At 76.7% G+C, this 19,963-nt stretch carries 18 protein-coding genes; 6 read left to right on the forward strand and 12 right to left on the reverse strand.

Annotated features, from left to right (window positions below; translation table 11 throughout):
• Window positions 1-28 precede the first annotated feature (28 nt).
• Window positions 29-697, reverse strand: coding sequence for a PrsW family glutamic-type intramembrane protease (locus WJX68_RS22660; RefSeq protein WP_340294441.1), 669 nt, complete (start codon window positions 695-697; stop codon window positions 29-31).
• Window positions 698-755: 58 nt separating this feature from the next.
• On the reverse strand, window positions 756-1,574 hold the full coding sequence (locus WJX68_RS22665) for a hypothetical protein (RefSeq protein WP_340294443.1): 819 nt from the start codon (window positions 1,572-1,574) through the stop codon (window positions 756-758).
• 207 nt (window positions 1,575-1,781) lie between these two features.
• Here WJX68_RS22665 and WJX68_RS22670 point away from each other — a divergent pair, with 207 nt between their 5' ends.
• A complete protein-coding gene (locus tag WJX68_RS22670; RefSeq protein ID WP_340294445.1) occupies window positions 1,782-2,402 on the forward strand; it encodes a hypothetical protein in 621 nt (206 codons plus the stop codon).
• Here WJX68_RS22670 and WJX68_RS22675 read toward each other — a convergent pair.
• The 7 genes from WJX68_RS22675 to WJX68_RS22705 all read right to left on the reverse strand — a co-directional run bounded on the left by WJX68_RS22675 (window position 2,396) and on the right by WJX68_RS22705 (window position 8,694).
• Window positions 2,396-3,052, reverse strand: coding sequence for a maleylpyruvate isomerase N-terminal domain-containing protein (locus WJX68_RS22675; protein WP_340294447.1), 657 nt, complete (start codon window positions 3,050-3,052; stop codon window positions 2,396-2,398). The two genes, WJX68_RS22670 and WJX68_RS22675, sit on opposite strands and share 7 nt — an antisense overlap.
• Window positions 3,049-4,014 (reverse strand): ketopantoate reductase family protein, encoded by a 966-nt coding sequence (locus tag WJX68_RS22680; RefSeq protein ID WP_340294449.1) that lies wholly within the window; start codon window positions 4,012-4,014, stop codon window positions 3,049-3,051. Before WJX68_RS22680 ends, WJX68_RS22675 begins: the two co-directional genes overlap by 4 nt.
• Window positions 4,015-4,029: 15 nt before the next feature.
• Window positions 4,030-4,368, reverse strand: a complete 339-nt coding sequence (locus WJX68_RS22685) for an MmcQ/YjbR family DNA-binding protein (RefSeq protein ID WP_340294451.1) — start codon at window positions 4,366-4,368, stop codon at window positions 4,030-4,032.
• Window positions 4,369-4,395: 27 nt separating this feature from the next.
• Window positions 4,396-5,118, reverse strand: coding sequence for an alpha/beta fold hydrolase (locus WJX68_RS22690; RefSeq protein ID WP_340294453.1), 723 nt, complete (start codon window positions 5,116-5,118; stop codon window positions 4,396-4,398).
• Window positions 5,119-5,128: 10 nt separating this feature from the next.
• On the reverse strand, window positions 5,129-5,953 hold the full coding sequence (locus WJX68_RS22695) for a hypothetical protein (protein ID WP_340294455.1): 825 nt from the start codon (window positions 5,951-5,953) through the stop codon (window positions 5,129-5,131).
• Window positions 5,954-6,020: 67 nt separating this feature from the next.
• Window positions 6,021-6,362, reverse strand: a complete 342-nt coding sequence (locus WJX68_RS22700; protein WP_340294457.1) for a hypothetical protein — start codon at window positions 6,360-6,362, stop codon at window positions 6,021-6,023.
• A 283-nt stretch (window positions 6,363-6,645) separates the two neighbouring features.
• Window positions 6,646-8,694 (reverse strand): Hsp70 family protein, encoded by a 2,049-nt coding sequence (locus WJX68_RS22705; RefSeq protein WP_340294459.1) that lies wholly within the window; start codon window positions 8,692-8,694, stop codon window positions 6,646-6,648.
• Between the two features lie 243 nt (window positions 8,695-8,937).
• On the opposite strand from WJX68_RS22705, the gene WJX68_RS22710 reads away from it, so the two are divergent.
• From WJX68_RS22710 to WJX68_RS22725, 4 genes are all read left to right on the forward strand, one after another.
• Complete coding sequence (locus WJX68_RS22710; protein WP_340294461.1) at window positions 8,938-9,741, forward strand: hypothetical protein; 804 nt, start codon at window positions 8,938-8,940, stop codon at window positions 9,739-9,741.
• A gap of 122 nt (window positions 9,742-9,863) precedes the next feature.
• Window positions 9,864-10,646, forward strand: coding sequence for an IniB N-terminal domain-containing protein (locus tag WJX68_RS22715; RefSeq protein ID WP_340294463.1), 783 nt, complete (start codon window positions 9,864-9,866; stop codon window positions 10,644-10,646).
• A gap of 167 nt (window positions 10,647-10,813) precedes the next feature.
• Window positions 10,814-12,643, forward strand: a complete 1,830-nt coding sequence (locus WJX68_RS22720; RefSeq protein ID WP_340294465.1) for a dynamin family protein — start codon at window positions 10,814-10,816, stop codon at window positions 12,641-12,643.
• Window positions 12,640-14,121, forward strand: coding sequence for a dynamin family protein (locus tag WJX68_RS22725; protein ID WP_340294467.1), 1,482 nt, complete (start codon window positions 12,640-12,642; stop codon window positions 14,119-14,121). The genes WJX68_RS22720 and WJX68_RS22725 overlap by 4 nt, the downstream gene beginning before the upstream one ends.
• Before the next feature lie 18 nt (window positions 14,122-14,139).
• Here WJX68_RS22725 and WJX68_RS22730 read toward each other — a convergent pair whose 3' ends face one another.
• A complete protein-coding gene (locus WJX68_RS22730; protein ID WP_340294469.1) occupies window positions 14,140-16,746 on the reverse strand; it encodes a helix-turn-helix transcriptional regulator in 2,607 nt (868 codons plus the stop codon).
• Between the two features lie 105 nt (window positions 16,747-16,851).
• On the opposite strand from WJX68_RS22730, the gene WJX68_RS22735 reads away from it, so the two are divergent.
• Window positions 16,852-17,538 (forward strand): IspD/TarI family cytidylyltransferase, encoded by a 687-nt coding sequence (locus WJX68_RS22735; RefSeq protein ID WP_340294471.1) that lies wholly within the window; start codon window positions 16,852-16,854, stop codon window positions 17,536-17,538.
• Here the strand turns inward: WJX68_RS22735 and WJX68_RS22740 are convergent.
• Complete coding sequence (locus tag WJX68_RS22740; protein ID WP_340294473.1) at window positions 17,510-18,697, reverse strand: class I SAM-dependent methyltransferase; 1,188 nt, start codon at window positions 18,695-18,697, stop codon at window positions 17,510-17,512. The two genes, WJX68_RS22735 and WJX68_RS22740, sit on opposite strands and share 29 nt — an antisense overlap.
• A 54-nt stretch (window positions 18,698-18,751) precedes the next feature.
• The gene (locus WJX68_RS22745) at window positions 18,752-19,942 is read right to left on the reverse strand and encodes a peptidoglycan recognition protein family protein (protein WP_340294475.1); all 1,191 of its coding nucleotides are present in this window, start codon (window positions 19,940-19,942) and stop codon (window positions 18,752-18,754) included.
• Between the last annotated feature and the right edge of the window lie 21 nt (window positions 19,943-19,963).

Here is a 19,963-nt window from a genome sequence, read left to right on the forward strand (position 1 = left end):
GCGCGGGCCGCGGGTCAGGGGTTTCCGGTCACGGACGGCGGACGACGGGCAGGCGCCGGGTGGGGAGGTCGGGCGCGAACCGATGCCCCGGCGGGCGCGGGTCCGGGCCCGCCGGGGTCCCGGCCCGTGCGGGCGGGGCCGTCGCCGGGGTCGGGTGGCTCGCGATGAGACCGATGCGGGCGTACCCGAACAGGAGCGCTGCGCTGAGTCCCTGGACCGCCGCCCAGACGGGGCCGTTCTCACCGGCGACCCAGTTGTTGAGCCCGTGCAGCACGGCCGGCAACGCGATCCCGATCCCGGCCAGCGCGAGCCACGGTCCGGCGTCGCGGTAGCGCGACGCCAGTCCGAGGAAGTAGCCGGACAGGCCGGCCCAGCATGCGTGGACGATCGGGCCGGTCAGCAGCCGCCAGGCGAGGGTGAGTCCGGAGTCGGCGTCGTGGATGGCGAAGGCGTTGGCGTAGCCGACCGCCTCGACGGCGCCGAACACCAGTCCGCTGGTCGCTCCGAGGAACAGGAACTCGCGGGGGACATCACTTTCCAGGCCCGGCGGCGGACGAGGAGCACGATCGACGGGAGCAGGATGTCGTCGCTGCCGGTGGTCGGCAGCGTCGTGGCCAGCGGCGGGACCGCGATCAGCGCGACGAACACCCACGTCGTCGTCGACCGGAACCACGGGTGCCGCGTCCACGCCCGCCACGGGAACAGCACAGCCACGTCGGGCAGCGCGGCGCGCGGCCGCGGCCCGTACGCCGCGCTCACCGGTGCACCGTCGATCCCTGCGGGCCCTCGGTGGCCGAGAGCTTCTTGGCGAAGCAGTCGTCCGCGCCGAGGCCCTGCGCGTCGCACCAGGCGTTGGCCCCGGCCGCGGTGGTGAAGGGCTGGGCGACGACCACGACCCAGTAGTCGCCGTTGCGGAACACCGGCCAGTCGCCGGACCACAGCAGGGCCGCGCCCGGGTACCGCGCCGCCAGGCCGCGGTAGTGGTCGAGGATGGCCGGCTCGTCGTAGGTGACGCCGCCGTCGCTGGTCCCGGCGCGCTTGGACGACAGCTGCGGCACCCAGTAGCCGGTGGTCGCGGCGACCCGGGCGCTGTCCGCGGCGACCTGCTCGGCGAGCGACGCGGCGGCGGTCGGGATGTAGGTGGGTACCCAGCTCGTCGGCGGGACGACGACCGGGGCCGCGGCCGGCGCGACGACGACCGGGACGGCCGCCGGGGCCGGTGCCGCCGACGCGCTGGCCTGCAGCAGGCCGGGACGCAGCACGAGCAGCGCGGCACCCGCCAGGATCGCGGTCACGAGCACCAGCGAGGCCACCATCCAGGGCGTCCGCGACGGCGTCGCCGGGGCGGGGCCCCAGCTGGCGGGTGCCGCCCACGGCGGCGGGTACGCCGGGGCGGCGGCCACGTGCGGCCGCGGCGGCGCGGGCGGGGCGGGCGACAGGGACCGGCCGTCGGCGCGGCCGGCGACCGCCCCGGCCCGCTGCCGCGCGAGGACCGGCGGGCGCTGCTGCCCGCACCGGACGCAGAAGTGCAGCGAGCCCAGCAGCTCCGCCCCGCACCGGCACCGCTCGACCATGACGACCCTCCCCGACGACGCGCGGCCGGTCGCTCCGGCCGTGACGTGCGGTCCATCGGGCGCACCACCCTGTCGTTAACGACGATCCTGCTCCGAACGGCGCAGTTCATCTCTTCTGTGGAGTGGGCGAAACGGCGCAGCCCGCCGGGCCGACAGCCGTACGTCGCGGGCGCACCGGGTGCCCGCCGTCGTCGGGGACGTGAGGACATGACCAGCACCGCGGAGCGGAACAGCAGTGGACCGGAGCAGCCGTGGTGGGACGCGCCGGACGTCCCGGCCGGGCTGCGTCCCGCGTACGGCCCGGTGCCGCCCGCGTACGGCCCCGTCCCCACCGGACACGGCCCGGTGCCCGCCGGGTACGGCCCGGCCGGGTGGCCGGCCGCGCCGCGCACCGGCCCGCGTCGCGGGTGGGTCGTGCTCGGGCTGGTCGGGGCGGTGCTGGCCGTCGCGCTGCTGGGCTCGGCGCTGTCGGCGAAGGGGACGATGGACGTCACCGGCACCGTGTCGGTGACCAGCACCTACCCGACGCTGGGCCCGTTCACCGCGTGCGAGGGCCGCGGCCTGTACAGCTGGCTGCACGACGGGACGAGGGTGACCGTCCGCGACGCCGACGGCGCGGTGGTCGGCACCGGGTCGCTCGGGGTCGGCGTGTCCGGCGCGGCGACCGGCTACTACGGCCTGTCCGACACCTGCACCTTCTCCTTCACCGTCGACGCCGTCCCCGCCCGGGGCGACACCTTCCGGATCGCGGTGGGCACCGCCGACGGGACGGGCGTGCTGTTCAGCAGGACCGAGCTGGAGAACGGCGGGGCCCACCTCACCTACTGACCGAGGACCGGCACCATCCCCGGCTCCCGCCCGGTGGCGGCGAGCGCGAGGGCGGTGTCGTCGTCCCACCCGGCGACGGCGTCGCGCCCGGCCGGCCGGGCCACGGTCTCGCGCACCAGGGCGAGCCCCGACGCCGGCGGGGCGGGGACATCGGGCAGCGCGACGGTCATGTCCAGGTGGTGCACCGCGACCTCGACGACCCAGGTGCCGACGAAGTCGGCCACCTCCAGCACGTGGCCCTGGAACTCCAGCCGGTACGGCGCGTCGAGGTCGGCCACCAGGCGGCGCAGGCCGCGCACGGTCCTCGCGACGTGCGCGAGCTGCCCGGACGGGCGGGCGTAGGCGGCGGCGACGGCCCGGGCGAAACGCTCGTGCGCCCATCCGGGCTGTGCCGCGCCCGGCGGCGGGGCGCTCCAGTAGGTCGCGAGGTCGACGTCGGCGGGTCGGACGGTGCGGGCCGGGAACCCGGCGAGCATCTCGACCAGCCCCAGGTGCAGGTGGGCGAGGACGTCGGCGGCGAGCCGGCCGTGGCAGCGGCTGCGGGCGTGCAGCGTGGTGTCGTCGAGGTGGCGCAGCAGCGCGGACAGCCCGTCGAGGGTGTCGGCGAACGCGGCCCGCGCGACGGGCAGGGGCAGCGGGGCCGCCGTCACGGCAGCGCGGCGAGCACCGTCGCCGCGGTGCGCGACGCCGGCGGCTCCCCGGCCGCGGCCATCTGCTCGGCCACCCGGACCAGCTCGGTGTTGACCGGGGTGGGGATCCGGTGCGCCGCGCCGAGGGCGGTGATCTCGCCGTTGAGGTAGCGGGCCTCGATCGAGCCGGTCCCGCGGGACAGGCTCTGCCACGACGACGACCCCCGCCGCGTCGCGCCCGCGACCGGCCGCTCGGTGAGGATCCCCTCGCGGCGCACGCGGTCGTCGTCGCCGGTGCGGGGCGTGATCCCGGCGGCGGCGAGCGCGGCCTCGCCCTCGGCCGTCGCGGCGTCGAGCAGGCGGCGGGCGTCGGGGTCGTCGAGCCCGCAGATCGCGTCGACGGCGTTCCCGAGGTTGGTCAGCAGCTTGCCGTACTTCGCGGCCATGACCTCCGGGTCGGGCCGGGAGGAGAACCCGGCCGCGGTCAGGTCGGCGGCGATCGCCTCGCTGGTCGCGTCGGTGCCGGTGGGGAAGCGGCCGACGTCGAGCACGCCCGGCACCGGCGACGACGACGCCACGACGACGCCCGGCTCGTAGTGCTCGGCGGGCAGGATGACCAGCATCGCCTGCACCCGGTCGGTGCGGCGGGCGGCGAGGCGCTCGTTCGCGACGCCGTTCTGCGCGCAGGCGACGGTGATGCCGGGCGCCGCCTTGAGCAGCGCGGCCAGCGGTGGCGGGGTGTCCTGCGACTTCACGGCGAGGATCGCGACGTCGTCGGGGGTGGGCCGGGCCTCGCCGACCGTGCCGACGGCCGGGACCCGGTGCGTGTGCGACCCGTCGGGGGTGTCGAGCCGCAGCCCGCGCTCCCGGATCGCGTCGAGGTGCGCGCCGCGGGCGACGAGGACGACGTCGCGTCCCGCCCCGTGCAGCCGTGCCCCGATCGTCCCGCCGACGGCCCCTGCCCCGATCACCACGTAGCGCACGCCCACGATCCTCGCTCAGCCGTCGTGCCGGCGCAGCACCGTGGCGGGGGCCCTGCGCCGCCACGCCTCCTCGACGAGCTCGGCGAGCTGCTGCGGGTCGACCCGGTCGAGGTCGACGAGGACCGACCCGTGGCCGTCGTAGTGGGCGGTGGTGAAGAACGCCGGGTCGCCGGAGGCGAGCAGCGCCTCCTTCTCCGCGAGCGAGCACATCAGCACCAGCCCGCCCTCGGCCTCGGTGCGCAGCCGGGCGAACCCCCTGCCGCGCACCTTCAGCGCCGGGGTCCGGTACCAGGTCGACTCCTCGACCTCGGGCAGCGCCGATCCGATCCGCACGACGTCGCTCCAGTCCGGCACGGGGACAGGATGCGCGCCGGCGGCGGATCAGGCCAGGTGCTCGGCCAGGAACCGGTCGACGGCGGCCCGGCCGTCCGCGACGTCCGCGGGCGCCTTCCAGCGCTCCACCAGCTCGGCGCCGGGCGCGAGCTCGGCGAGGCGGCGCGACACCGGCTCGGGGTGGAAGGCGTCGCCGCCCATCAGGACCTGCCACGGCGTCGTCATGTGGGCCAGCGCCCCGTCGGGCACGGAGTAGAGCATCCCGCCGCCGCCCCACATGTTCGCGCGGTAGGAGGCCCAGTCCTCGCCGGACGCCTCGGGGTGGTCGGCCTCGATGCCGGCCCGCCACTCGTCGAACTTCTCCTCGAACATCGCCTGGTTGTCCGCGCGGCCGATCGGCTGCAGGGCGACGGCGGCCCGGACCCGCTGCGGGGCGGTGGCCAGTAGGTTCGCGATGTAGGCGCCGCCGATGCACATGCCGACGACCGCGCACCCGTCGACGCCGAGGTGGTCGAGCAGGGCGAGCTGGTCGGCGGTGTGGACGTCCCAGCCGTCGGTGCCGCGCACCTCGGCGACCGAGGACCCGGCGTTGCGCTGGTCCATCGCGATCACCCGGTACCGCTGCGCGAGGTGGGCGACCGGGTCCCAGGGCGCGTTGCCCCAGGCGGCGATCTCGGACCGCATCCCGCCGGGGGCGATCAGCAGGACCGGGGCACCGTCGCCGTGCTCCTCGAAGTGCAGCGTGACACCGGGACGCTCGAACCAGGCCATGCGGCGGAACCTAGGTCACCCGCGGGGGTGTGCGCTTCTCCGGACGGCGGCGAGCCAGGATCGAGGTGCCGTAGACGACGAGCACGAGCCCCAGCACCAGCAGCCAGGCGAAGCCGGGGCGGACGGTGTCGTCGAGCAGCGTGATGCCGACCATCCCCGGCACCACGACCTGCACGACCATGTAGATCGCGGTGACCGTGGCGACGTCGCCGAGCTGCAGCGCCCGGGCGTAGTTGTAGAGCCCGGTGACGGCCATGCCGAGCAGGATGTAGACCAGCGGCTCGCGGATCAGGCCGGCGAGGTCGACCCCCTCGGCGATGTGCATCGCCCGGATGCAGACGGCGCCGCCGCCCAGCCCGAGACCGGCGAGCACCGCCGACGGCCACGGCTTGGTCGCGCTCGTCGTCCACAGCGTCACGGCCATGACCACGACGAGGGCGGCGACCAGTACGGCGACCGTGGTGCCGTGGCCGGAGAGGGCCTGCTTGCGCTCGGTCCCGGCGCTGGCGGCGACGAGCGCGAGCCCGACCATGCTCGACGCGATCGCCAGCCGGTGCACCGGGCGCAGCCACTCGCCGCGGAAGTAGCGGGCGTAGAGGGCGGTCATCGCGATCGCCCCGGCGAGGGTCGCCTGCACCGCGAAGATCGGGATGAACTGCAGCGCGACGACCATGCAGAGCCACGTCACGATGTCCATCCCGATCCCGCCGACGAAGCGGGGCCGGGCGAGCACGGCGCTGGTCCGGCCGCCCTGGCGGGCGGCGTCGGCCTGCAGGATCGCGGCGACGGTGCTGCACAGCATGGCCAGCACCGCGAAGATCATCCCGATCAGCACGGGCGGTCCCCGGTCACGGCGCGGACGGCACGCGGGAAGATCGGCACCGCCCGATTGTCACCTATGGCTACCGGGTGCCGGCGGCGCGGGCGTCCGAGGGCGCGGGGCGCTGCTCGGGCAGGGCGGCCGCCGGGGCCGGGATCTCGAAGAAGCCGCTCATCAGCCCGCCGGTCGGGGTCTCCGCGCGCGCGGCGGCCGCGGCCCAGGGGGAGGAGACGTCGCGGGTCGCGCGGCGCTCGGCGAGCAGGGCCCGCGGGCGCTCGGTGAGGACCAGGACGCCGACCGTGAGGGCCACCCCGACCAGCAGCGGCCCGCCGACCACCAGGATCGGCCAGCCCACCACGACGTACGCGAGCACCAGCGCCACCGTCGCCATACCGATGACCGCCCCCGCCAACCGCGTCACCACGCGCTCCCCTCGCACCGTTCCGTCACTGTGGGTACGCAGTGTTTTACCACGTCGGAGGGGGTGCGCCCGGGCGACGCGACGCGGTGGCGGTCACACCTTCGGGCGCGCGGGTGTCACATTCCGGTCCGGGGCCGAGCCGGCGTGGGGGCTCCCGTGTCCACGCCGGCCCGGCGGTCCGAATCATCCCGCTCCGGTGTCCGGAGGGGACGGGGTGGGGGTCACCCGACGCTGTCGTCGCAGCGCAGAGCGTGATCGGCGCGCGGGGACGACCGCCGGGCGACGGTCACGCGGGCGTCCCGGTAGCCGTCGCCGGCGGGGCCGGGACGGTGGTGGTCGTGTCCGCGGGCGGGGTCGTGCCCGCCGGCGGCGTGGTGGTCCCCGCCGGGGGCGTGGTCGTGCCGGCCGGCGGGGTGGTGGTCCCCGCCGGGGGCGTGGTCGTGCCGGCCGGCGGCGTGGTGGTGCCTGCCGGGGGCGCCGTCACCGGGCCGCCCTCCTTCGCCGGCGGCGTCGCCGCGGGCGGGGTCGTGACGGGCGCGGCCGGAGCGCCGGCGGCCGGGGCCGGGACGGCCGCGATCGGTGAGGCCACCGCGCCCGGGGCGGGGCGGGCGGCGGCGCCCGGGCCGGTCCCGGCCGTCGAGCCGGTGCCGCCGGTGGCGGTGCCCGTCCCGTCGGTGGCCGCGCCGGTCCCCGCCGCGGGGGCGGGTGCCCCGGGGACGACGGGCGCGGGTGCCACGGCAGGGGCGGTCTGCACCGGTGCGGCGCTCAGCTCGCCGATGCCCGGGGTCTGTGCGGGCCAGAACAGCAGCGCCCCGGCGATCGCGGCGGCCCCGGCGACACCACCGGCCCCGACGAGCAGGCGCTGCCGGGTGACCGCGCGGCGCGCGGCGGGCGGGCGGGGTGCGTCGCGGGTGACCAGGCTGTCCGGGACGGGCCGCTCCGGGACCGGGGGTGCGCCCGCGGGCAGCGGCCGGTCGGTGGCGAGGAGGGAGGTCCGCGCGGGGGCGGGGGGCTGCGCCGGACGGGTGCGGGGGGCCGCGACGGGCCCGGTCGGCGGGTCGAGCAGCGCGACCGCGGTCGCCGCGGGCTGCTCGGGCGTCCGGGCGGAGCGCTCCCGCTCGCCGCGGGTGGGCCAGACCGGGACCTCCCCGGACGGCCGGTCCCACGGGCTGCGCGTCGTGCGCCCGGGGCGGTCCTCGCCCCGCGGGGGCCCGACCGGCTCGCGCGGCGCGGGGACGGTCAGCGGGGCCATCCGCACCCCGGGCCACGACGTCCCGGCACCGGGGGCGACGGCCAGCGCGGCGCCCCGGGCGGCGTCGGCGACCGGGTCGGCCGCGACGGCGACGGGGCGGCCCAGCGCCGCCGAGACGGCCTGCACCGCGACCGGCATCCGGGCCGCGCCGCCGGCGAGCAGCACCTCGGCCTCCGGGGTGGCCTCGACGACGTCGGCGACCAGCTCGGCGACCGGCTCCAGCAGCGGGCGGGCGAGCTCGTCGAGGTCGGAGCGGTGCACCCGGACGGCGGTGCGCAGCCCGGGCACGTCGACCCGGACGGTCGCGACCGTCTCGCGGGACAGCAGCTGCTTGGCGGCGCGGCACTCGTCGCGCAGGGTGGTCAGGGCGGCGACGGTCCGCGGGTCCTCGGTGTCGAGGCCGTCGAACGCGGCGGCCGTGGCCGGGGAGGACGCCCGGACGAAGGCGAACAGGGCGTCGTCGACGTCGGCGCCGCCGGCGCGGCAGGTGACCGTGCGGCCGACGGCCTCGGGCAGCACCCCCGGCGCGGACGGTGCCAGGACGGTGGCGGTGGTGCCGTTGCCCCCCAGGTCGACGACGGCGAGCGGCCCGCGGCCCGGCGCGACCGTGCGGTGCGCGAGCGCGACCGCCTGCGGCGCGGTGACCAGGGAGACCGTCAGCCCGCGGCGGCGCAGCGCGGCGGCCAGCAGGTCGCGCTTGTGCCGGCCCCAGCCGACGGGGCAGGTGACCCCGATCCGCGACGGCGGCCCGCCGTGCCGGGTGGACACCTCGTCGACGAGCACCCGCACCAGCCGGGCGCACAGGTCCTCGGCGGCGAAGGCGAACCCGCCCAGCGACAGCGGCGTGGGGTCCCCGACACGGTCGAGGAACCCGCGCGCGACGCGGTCGGGCTCCGCGGGGGCGCGGCGCCGCGCGGCCTCGCCGCACAGCAGGTCCCCACCGGGCGTCGCGACGAGCACCGCCGGCAGAGTGTGGCCGTCGTCGTGCCCGCTCAGGCGCACCGGCTCCGCGGCACCGCCCGTGCGCAGCACGGCGGCCGTCACCGAGGTCGCCCCCAGGTCGATCCCGAGCAGATAGGACATCGCTGCTCCCCCCTCCGTCGCCGGCGTGCCGGCGGAGTCCTCTCCCGACCCCATCGACGGCGGGGCCCGCCGCGTTAGCCCGTGCGGCGCACACGATCGAGGTTGGGGACCGATCCCCTAACGGCCCCCCGGGGGACCCGGAGCGATCCCCGATGGCCGGACCGGCCGGCGTCCCTAGCTTTCGTTCCCATCACCGGTCGTCGCCGACGGGCCGGTCACACCCCGAGTCACCCGGAGGCCGTGATGGCTGACCACAACCTGTCGCTCGTCGACTTCATCAAGCTGCTGCTCGGCAAGGACTCCGAGAGCATCCAGGTCCGCGACTGGTTCCAGAAGGACCCGAACGCCGTCCTGCAGCACTACGGCCTCGCCGAGCTGTCCTCGGAGGACATCCGCGACGCGATCGTCATCGCCCAGGACAACGACACCGTGTCCTTCGACCGCCACTACGACACCGGCTTCGACTGGGACGGCGGCAAGGGCGGCTGGGGCGAGGGCCACAAGGACGGCGGCCACCACGCCGCGGCGACCCACGAGAAGGTCCACGTCAAGGACGTCTGGCACACCCAGAACATCGACGACCGCGACGTGACCGTCGACAACTCGGTGAACCAGAACATCGACACCGACGGCGGCGACTTCCGCCAGGACGTCGACATCACCTCCACCACCGCCTCCGGCGACGGTGCGGTGGCCGTGGGCGGCGACAACAACGCGCCCGTCACCACCGGCAACGGCAACGTCGTCGGCGACGGCAACCAGGTCGTGGCCGGCAACGGCAACACCACCGCCTTCGGCGAGGGCTCGGCCTACAAGACCGGCGACATCTCCGCGGACAAGGGCGGCGCGGTCTCCCTCGGCGGCGACGCGAACGGCTCGCACGACGCGACCAACTCGTTCAACAAGACCTGGAACGAGACCAACACCTCGACCGAGGTCCACGACTCGTACAACACCGACGACAGCACCCACACGGTGACCGACGTGGACGACCACAGCCACACCGACATCGGGTCGCACAACGACCTCGACCTCAACGTCGGCTGACCCACCGCACCGCCCGGTGACCGGACCGGGCCGCCCCCGACCCCGGCCCGGTCACCACCTCCCGCACCACCCCACCTCCCGCCGCGCGCCCGAGCCCGGCGGCACCCGCAGAGGAGAACGCCATGTCCGTCGAGAAGTCGCTGCTCCAGTTCATCCTGGACCTGCTGAAGGACCCGAAGCTCGCCGCCGAGTTCAGCAAGGACCCGCAGGGCGTCCTGTCGCAGTGCGGCCTGTCCGACGTGTCCGCCGAGGACGTCCGCGACGCGATCGTCCTGGCCCAGGACAACGACGACGTGTCCTTCGACCGTGACTACAACACCGGCGGCGGCCACCACGGCCACCACACCCCGCCGCCGCCCGTGCACCACGGCGAGGACCCGGTCAAGTACCTCGACAAGTACGTGACCAACAACCACTACACCTACAACGTCGACGACCGCGACACCATCGTCGACAACTCGATCAACCAGAACATCGACACCGGTGGCGGCGACTTCCGCCAGGACATCGACACCAAGTCGACCGTCGCGTCCGGCGACGGCGCGGTGGCCGTCGGCGGCGACAACAACGCCCCGGTCACCACCGGCGACCACAACGTGGTCGGCGAGGACAACCAGGTCGTCTCCGGCGACGACAACACCACCTCCTTCGGGTCGGGCTCGGCCTACAACACCGGCGACATCGACGCCGACCACGGCGGCGCCGTCTCCCTGGGCGAGGACGCGACCGGCTCGAACGACGCGTCGGGCTCGTTCAACGACACCCACACCGAGGTCAACACCTCGACCGACGTCGACGACTCGTACAACACGGACTCGAGCAGCTACGCCGAGACCAACGTCGACAACCACAGCCACACCGACGTGCTCTCGCACAACGACGTGAGCGCGGACGTGGCGCTCTGATCGAGTAGCGCTGCTCCGGGCGGACCAGTAGGTTCGGCCGCCCGGATCGACCGGCCCCGGTCACCCACCCGTGGGTGACCGGGGCCGCCGTCGTTCGTGTATCCATGTCGTGAAGGTGACGGGCGGTGCAGGACACCCCCGCGGGAAGTGACGGGGGGAGCGGTCTCGTGGCAGTGCCGGAGGCGGTCGCGCTCGTCGACCTGGCCCTCAAGGCGGTCACGGCCTACGACCGCCCGGACCTCGCACCGCGGCTGCGCCAGACCAAGGCCCGGCTCAGCGACCCGGTGGTCCGGGTGCTGGTCGTCGGCGAGTTCAAGCAGGGCAAGAGCCAGCTGGTGAACGCCCTGGTCAACGCCACCGTCTGCCCCGTCGACGACGACATCGCCACCGCCGTGCCCACGCTGGTGCGCTTCGGCGAGGAGACCTCGGTGACCCTCGTGCGCGAGGAGCCCGGCGCCGACGGGACGGTGGCCGAGCGGGCCGAGAAGGCCGTCGTCGGGCTGGAGCAGCTCGCCGAGCACGTCTCCGAGGCCGGCAACCCGGGCAACCGGGCGCGGCTGACGCGGGCCGAGGTGACCCTGCCCCGCAAGCTCCTGCAAAGCGGGCTGGCGCTCGTCGACACCCCGGGCGTCGGCGGGCTCGGGTCCGCGCACGGCGCCGCGACCATGTCGGCGCTGCCGTCGGCCGACGCGGTCCTGCTCGTGTCCGACGCCAGCCAGGAGTACACCGCGCCCGAGCTGGACTTCCTGCAGGCCGCGCGCAAGCTCTGCCCGAACGTCGCCTGCGTGGTCACCAAGACCGACCTCTACCCGCACTGGCGCCGCATCGTCGAGCTCGACGAGCAGCACCTGCGCACCGCCCGGATCGACGCCGAGCTGCTGCCGGTCTCCTCGGCGCTGCGCCTGCACGCCGCCCGCACCCAGGACCTCGACCTCATCGCCGAGTCCGGGTTCCAGGCGCTCACCAGCTTCCTGCTGCGCCGGGTCGTCTCCGCCGCCGACGACCTGGACCGCCGCTCCACCAGCCAGGACGTACTCGTCACCTGCCAGGCGCTGGAGTCGACGATGCGCGCGGAGCTGATGTCGCAGAGCGACCCGGAGCGCGCCGGGCAGCTCGCCCGCGAGCTGGAGGGCGCCCGCGGGCGCGTCGAGGCGCTGCGCCAGCGCTCGGCGCGCTGGCAGACCACGCTCACCGACGGCGTCGCCGACCTGATCGCCGACATCGAGTACGACCTGCGCGACCGCCTGCGCGCCGTCTCCCGCGACGCCGAGCAGCTCCTCGAGGACGCCGACCCGGCCGACATCTGGGAGCAGTTCTCCGAGTGGTTCCACAAGCAGGTCGCGCACGCCGTGGCGCAGAACTTCGTGTGGACGACCGAGCGCGCCCGCTGGCTCGCCGAGCAGGTCGCCGACCACTTCGCCGAGGCCGTCGACGTCACGCTGCCCGAGCTGCGCGTCGCCGGCGGGTCGGTGGCCGGGCTCGTCGACCCGCTGGAGATGCCCGCCGACGAGAAGTTCGGCGTCGGCCAGAAGCTGTTCGTCGGGCTGCGCGGTGGCTACAGCGGCCTGCTGATGTTCGGGCTCGCGTCCAGCCTGGCGGGGTTCTTCCTGCTCAACCCGGTGTCGGTCGGCGCGGGTCTGCTGTTCGGCGCGAAGACCGTGCGCGACGAGAAGAAGCGCATGGTGCAGCGCCGCCAGGCCGACGCGAAGAACGCGGTGCGCCGCCACATCGACGAGGTCACCTTCCAGGTCGGCAAGGACTCCCGGGACAACCTGCGGCGCATCCAGCGCGACCTGCGCGACCACTTCACGACCGTCGCCGACGAGCTGTCCGAGGCGCTGAAGGAGTCCGTGGCCGCCGCGCAGACCGCCCTGAAGGACGACGCGGAGCGCCAGAAGCGGGTCTCGGACCTGGAGGCGGAGCTGGAGCGGGTGGCGGGCCTCGCCGAGCGGGCCCGGGCGCTGGCCGCGGCGGTGAGCACGGGGGTGTCGCGGTGAGCGCGCTGACCGAGCAGACCCGCGCGCTGCTGCGCCGCACCCTGGACGCCTACGGCGACTCGCCGCAGGCCGCCGGCTGGCTGCGCCACCACCTCGACCGGTTCGACGAGCCGCTGCGCGTCGCGATCGCCGGGAAGGTCAAGGCGGGCAAGTCGACCCTGCTCAACGCGCTGGTCGGGGAGCGGATCGCCCCCACCGACGCGGGCGAGTGCACCCGCATCGTCACCTGGTACGCCGACGCGCACGCCCCCGCCGTGCGGATGCAGCCGCGCGGCGGCGGGCCGGAGCGGCCGCTGACACTGTCGCGGCGCGACGGCGCGCTGCAGATCGACCTGCAGGGCACCCGCGTCGAGGACGTCGACCGGCTGCTCGTCGACTGGCCCTCGCAGCACCTGCGGCGCACCAACCTGATCGACACCCCCGGCATCGGGTCGCTGACCGCCGACGCCGCGGGCCGCGCCGGGGAGTTCCTCACCCCGGAGGACACGCCGTCGCCCGCCGACGCCGTCGTCTACCTGATGCGCCACCTGCACGCCGGTGACGTGCGGTTCCTGGAGGCCTTCCACGACCGCGGCGTCGCGCGCGCCACCCCGGTCAACACGATCGCGGTGCTGTCGCGGGCCGACGAGATCGGCGTCGGCCGGCTCGACGCGCTCATCTCCGCCCGGCGGATCGCCCGCCGCTACCGGGGCGACGACAAGCTGCGCGGGCTGTGCCAGACCGTCGTCGCGGTCGCCGGGCTGCTCGCCGAGACCGCCCGCACCATGCGCCAGGACGAGTACGTGGCGCTCACCGAGCTCGCCGCGCTGCCGCGGGCCGACGTCGAGGCGCTGCTGCTGTCCGCGGACCGCTTCGGCCGCACCGACCTCGCCCGGCCCGACGCCGCGACCCGGATCGCGCTGCTGGAACGCTTCGGGCTGTTCGGGGTGCGGCTGGGCACCACGCTGATCCGCCAGGGCGTCACCGATCCGACCGCGCTGGCCGACGACCTCGTGCGCCGCTCCGGGCTCGACGAGCTGCGCGCCGTCCTCGACACCCAGTTCTCCGAGCGTCGCGACCTGCTCAAGGCGCGGTCCGCGCTGCTGGCGATCGACCTCGTGCTCACCCGCGAGCCCCGTCCCGCCACCGCCGCGCTGCGCGCCGAGGTCGAGCGGATCCTGGCCGGGGCCCACGAGTTCGTCGAGCTGCGGGCGCTGGCGGACCTGCGTGCCGGGAAGGTCGTGTTCCCGCCCGAGGCGCTCGCCGACGCCGAACGCCTGCTCGGCGGCGACGGCGGCTCGGCGTCGGCGCGGCTGGGCCTGGAGGCCGCGGCCGGCCCGCGCGAGGTGCACGACGCGGCCGGTGAGGCGCTGCGCCGCTGGCGGCGCCGGGCGGAGAGCCCGCTGACCGGGCGGGCGTCGGCGGAGGCCGCGCGGATCGTCGTCCGGTCCTGCGAGGGGCTGCTCGCGGCGGCCGCACGGCCGCACGTGCACCACTGAGCCGGGCCCGGTCCCCCGTCAGGCGCGGTCGTCGAGGATCCGCCGCAGCTCGTCCATCAGCTCGCTGCGGCTGCCGACGCCGAGGCGCTGGCGGATCCGGGCCACGTGGTGCTCGACGGTCTTCGCCGAGATGAACAGGGCCTCGCCGACCTCGCGCTGCGTCCGTCCCTGCACGACCAGCTCGGCGACCTCCAGCTCCCGCTCGGACAGCAGGCCGGTCCCCGTGCCCTCGGCCGGCTCGGGGGCGGGCGGGGCCGGTGGCGCGGGCGCGGCGTCCGGCGTCCCCGGGCCCGGGGCGGGGTCCTCGGCCGGGGCCGGGGCGCCCGCGCGCAGGTCGGTCCCGGCCGCCTGCAGGGCCCGCGCGCAGGCCAGCAGCGCCGACACCGCACGCCGGTCCGCGGTGCGCAGGGCGGCCTGCCCGGCGAGCCGGCCGCCGTCGAAGGAGAGCCCGACGGCGTGCAGGCCGCGGGCGGCGGCCTCCACCCCGGCGGCGTCGACGCTGCCCTCCAGCACCCCGACCCAGTGCGGCGCCGCGGTGGCCATCGCGTGCGCGAAGCGGCTGCCGCAGGCCGCGCGCCCCAGCTCCTCGGAGCAGGCGCGGGCGGCGTCGACGTCGTCGGTGAGCACGGCGGCCTGCAGGCGCGCCCAGTGCAGCGGCGCCGTCCACAGCGCGGGCCGGCCGAGCCGGTCGAGCAGCGCCTCGGCCTCGGCCAGGTGCGGCGCGACCCAGCTCTGCTCGCGCAGCCGGGTCGCCGCCGTCACCAGCTCGCCGAGCGGCTGCAGCACGTAGAGGTCCACCGGGTGCCGGACGATGGCCTGCCGCGCCCGGGTCCAGGAGCGCATGAGCCCGCCGACGTCGGACTGCCGGCGGGCGATCGCGACCTGCAGCGCGGCGGCGAGGAACTCGTCGCGGGGCTCCAGCGGGCCGTCGCCGGCGTCGACCGCGGCGAGCCGCTCCGAGGCGAGGCCGGTGGCGCCGCGCAGCAGCGCGATCCAGCCGAGCAGCAGGCGGTGCCGGGCCCGTGCCGGGGCGCCGCCCAGCCCGGTCCGCAGCGCGCGGTCCAGCACCGACGCGGCGACGTCGAACTCCCCGGTGTGCACCGCCACCAGCGCGGCGAGCGCCGCGGGGGTGTCGGGCAGCAGGGCGGCGCCGTGCGCGGACTCCAGCAGCCCGGCCGCGCGGGCCAGCCCGGACAGCGCGGCCGTCGGCGAGCCCTCCACCGAGTCGAGCATCCCGCGGGCGGTCAGGTCGTCGGCGCCGTCGACGAGGGTGGGCGCGCGGCCGGGGACGAAGGCGGCGCCGTCGCCGTCGACGACGGCACGGGCCTCCTCCAGCGCCCCGGTCCCGATGAGCACGGGGACGGCCGCCGCGGGCGGGCGTTCCCCGGACACCGCGGCGGTCCAGCGGTACAGCTCGGCGCTGCGGGCCAGCAGCCCCCGGCGGGCGAGGACCGCGGCGGCCACCGACCCGGCCCGCACCGCGTCGTGGGGTTCGACGGCGTCGGTCGCGGACAGCACGGCGTCGGCGTGGCCGAGCGCGCCGTCGAGGTCCCCGGCGACGAGGTGGGCCTCGGCGCGCGGCGCGGCGACGGTCAGCGGCGACACCCCGGCCGCGACGGCCTCGGCGTAGAACCGGACGGCGTCACGGCTCTCGGCGCGGGCGGCCTCGGCCGCGGCCGCCACGAACACCGCGGCGGCCCGTTCCCCGGTGGCACCGGACCCGCGCAGCGTCCGCGCGACGGCCAGCACGCTGCCCCCGCGGTCGAGCTCGATCTCGGCGAGGTGGCGGCGCAGCTCGGTGCGCCGGGCCGGCGCGACCCGGGCCCGGACGGCCTCGGCGACCAGCGGGACCACCCGGCCGTCCGGCGTGCAGAGCCCGGCGGCGGCGGCGCGGGCGGACAACTCGTCGAGCTCGGTGATGTCGGCGCCCACGCCGATCCCGGCCGCGTCGGAGATCCCCAGCAGCGGCACCAGCACCTCGGCGTCGACCGGGGCGCCGAGGGCGAGCGCGGTGACCAGCTCGACGACCCGCGGGTCCTCCGCGTCGACGGCGTAGCCGATCTGCTCGGCGAGCTGCGGCGGCACCGGGCCGCCGATCCGGCCGGTCGCGAGCAGCCGGTCGACGAGCATCGGGGAGCCCGCGGTGCGCTCCAGGACCGCGCGGACGGCCTCGTCGCCGAGCCGGGTGGTGGTCACCCGGGCGGCCCGGGCGGCCACGCCCGCCGCGTCCAGCGCGCCGAGCACCAGCGGGGGCGTGCCGGACGCCAGCGCGGCGCCGAGCCGGGCCAGCTCGCGGCTGCGCGGCCACGGCCGGAACGCGACGACCAGCCGGGTGCCGGGGGTGCCGGCCAGGGAACGGATCCGCCCGAGGGTCGCGTCGTCGAGCAGGTGGGCGTCGTCGACGACGACGACCGCGCCGGGGGCCGCGTCGTCGGCCCCGTGCACCGCGTCGGCGCCGGGGGCCGCGGACCACACCCGGACCAGCTCGCGCAGCAGGGTGGACTTGCCGGACCCGGCCGGGCCGGTGACCGCCGTCGCGCGGCCCGCGTGCGGGTCCTCGGCGACCGCGCGCAGCAACGCGAGCGACGCCGGTCCACCGGCCAGTGGTCCGGTGGTGGGCGACACGGGTGCCGCTGCCGTCACGTGACCCCCCTCTCCCCCGTTCGGGGTGCCCGCGAGGCTATCGGGTGCGCCCCTGTGCCCGGCCGGGGGTCCGGCAGGATCACCGGTGTGAGCGACAGCGGCGACGGTGACCACGGCACGCCGGCCGGCGAGGTCTGGGCGATCGTCCTGGCCGGCGGCCGCGGCCTGCGCTACGGCCGGCTCAAGCAGCTCGACCGGCTCGGGCCCGCGCGCCTGGTCGACCACACCGTGGCCGCCGCCCGCCGCACCTGCGACCGGGTCGCGCTGGTCCTGCCGTCCGGTGTGGACTGGGACGGCGAGCCGGTCGACGCGCTGGCCGTCGGCGGCGACCACCAGTCGGAGTCGCTGCGCGCGGGCCTCGCGGTGGTGCCCGCCGACGCCGGGATCCTCGTGCTGGCCGACCCCGCGCACCCGCTCGCGGCCGACCGGATCTTCACCGACGCGGTCGCCGCGGTCCGGGCCGGCGCCGACGGCGCGGTGCCGGTCGTGCCGCTGCTGGAGGTGGTGCAGCGGGTCCGCGACGGCGTCGTCGTCGAGACGCTGCCCAAGCAGGACACGGTGATCGCCCAGTCGCCGCAGGCGTTCCGGGCCGGGGTGCTGCGGGCCGCGCACGCGGACGCGCCGCGCCCGGTGGAGAACTCCGGGATGCTCGCCGCGCTCGGGTACCGGGTGGTGACGGTGCCGGGCGACCCGGCCAACCTGCACGTCGCGACGGCGGAGGACCTCGCCGTCGTCGCGCGGCTGCTCAGACCGCCAGCAGCTCCGTCGAGCTGAGCCCCAGCTCGTCCAGGGTGGAGCGCACCTCGCCGGTGTAGACCGGGTTCATCAGCAGCACCGACCGCGGCGGCGAGTCGAGCAGGTCCTTGGGCGAGCGGATCGGCAGGCCGAGCCCGCCCATGTAGCGGCCCTGCAGACCGGGGTTGATGTCGACGACGGCGCCCACCGCGCCGGTCCCGTCGGCGCCGCCCTCGACGATGTTGAGGAACGTCAGCCCCTTGGCCCCGCCGCCCCAGACGACGACCTCGTCGCCCGTGGCCGCCCGCCCGCCCAGCCACTCGCGCCAGCGGGCGACCTGGTCGCCGACCCGGGTCGCGAAGTCGCGGCAGGCGCCGGCGAGCGCGTCGCGCAGGTGCGGTGCCAGCCCGGGGGTGCCCGGGGTGCCGTCCGGGCCGGCCTCGGCGACGACGTACTGGTCGGCGTAGGTCAGCCGGACCCGCGGGTCCGCGAATCCGGTCCCGGTCAGGAACGCGCCCATCGTCGCGGGGGTGAAGTAGGAGCAGTGCTCGTACTGCAGGTCCCAGAACGCGCCCTCGTCGAGGATGCGGCCGAGGTCGGGGACCTCGGCGAGCAGCGCGCGGGCCCCGCCGCGGCGCAATCCGGCGTGCAGCTCGGCGCCGAACACGGCGAGGTCGGGGATGTGCTCCAGGGTGTGCCGGCAGACCAGCGCGGCGGTGCCGGGCTCGACCTGGTCGCGCGCGAACTCCGCGGGCACGGCCGTCAGCCGCCCGGCCAGCTCGGGCCGCACCCGCTGCGGGACGAAGTGCGGGTCGATGCCGGTGACCCGGCCGACGCCGGCGCCGAGCAGCTCGGCGGCGAAGTCCCCCGACCCGCACCCGACCTCGACGACGTGCTCGTCCGCGAGCCCGAACCGCGCGACCCAGTCGGCGGTGATCTCCGCGGCGTAGGCGGCGAAGCGGGGCGAGTGGTGCTGGGACTCCTCGTGGTCGCCGGTGTAGTCGAGCAGGGCCGGGTCGAAGTCGCGGTTGAACACGAGTCCGCAGCGGTCGCACAGCACGAGGACCTGGTCCCCGACCGCGACGGCGCGCGCCGAGGCCGGGTCGGGCAGCACCGCGGTGCCGTGCACCGGCAGCCCGGTCACCGAGAAGAACGGGTCGCTCGCGGGCGCGTCGCACGCGGGGCAGCGGTTCAGCACGCGGGCGACACTAGCGCCCGGCCGTCACCCGTCCGTGCGCGCGCCCGGGGCGGCTCAGCGGTTCAGCACGCCGTGGGGGTCCTGCGCGTCCGGGACGGCGGCGCCCCCCGTCCCCAGCAGCTTCTGCCACTGCGGGTGGTCGACGACGTCGGGCACGCTCTCCACGCGTCGGGCCGCCGCGAGCACGGCGACCGCGCGGGCCGCGTCGCCGCCGCCCTCCGGCCGGACGGTGCGCGCCAGCTCGGGCCAGGTCTCCCCGCCGAGCAGCCCGTTGACGTCGTCGGCGCGGTGCGCCCGCTGGAACCCGGTGACGGCGGCGGCGGTGCGGTCGTCGTAACGCCCGTCGGGCTCGCCGCGCAGCGACCCGGCGTCGCGCAGCAGGTACTGGGCGGCCTCGACCAGCGGCCCGCGGTCGCCGGTGCGCAGCAGCGGCCAGCCCGCCTTGACGGCCTCGGTGCGCGAGAGCCGGCGGCCGAGCAGGCCCGCGACCTCACGGCGCAGCCGGGGCAGCGCCGCGTAGAGCCGGTCGCCGGGGCAGATGGTGTTGCGGTAGTCGCGGTGGCCGTAGAGCTCGGTCGGCGCGATGCCGTAGCGCAGGCAGATGTAGGCGCAGGTGACGCGCAGCGAGTTCCACAGCGCCGGGGTGGGGTCCACCCCGATGTAGGTGCCCTCGTTCTCGATGCCGATGGCGATCACGTTCTGGCCGGGCGAGTGCGCGCCCTCGACGACGCGGCGGCCGCCGTTGAGCTCGCCCAGGCTGAACAGCCTGCCCTCCATCACGTGCCCGCCGCGCGAGATCGTGAAGTGCTGGCCGGAGTCGAGCCAGCCGTTGCGGTCCATGTGGTAGTTCTGGATCGCCCGGGCCATCCGGTGCGCCGCGCCCACGCTGTAGTCGGTGGTGTTCGCCCCGGCGGTGTGGTGGACCAGGATCCGGATCGGGCGGCGGTCCCAGATCTTCGGCGGGATCTTCGGCCTGCGCGCGCCCCACTCGGCGCAGCGCGCGATGTAGGGGATCGGCGCGCCCTCGTCGAGCGGGCCCGCGCCGGCCGGGCCGGGCAGCCCGTCCGGTCCCGGGACGGCCTCCGGTCCCGGTACCGCACCGGGCCCCGGGACGGTGCCCGGCGGAGCGGGGTCGGTGGTCGGCGGCGGTCCGGCGAACGCCTGCCCGGGCAGGACGAGGCCGGCCCCGGCGACCGCCCCGCCGACGAGCACGCCGCGCCGGCTCCAGCCCTGTCCCTCGCCCATGGCCCGCCCTCCCGCCGACGC

It is taken from the genome of Pseudonocardia spirodelae, assembly GCF_037727765.1.
In the GTDB taxonomy this organism is placed as follows: Bacteria; Actinomycetota; Actinomycetes; order Mycobacteriales; family Pseudonocardiaceae; genus Pseudonocardia; species Pseudonocardia spirodelae.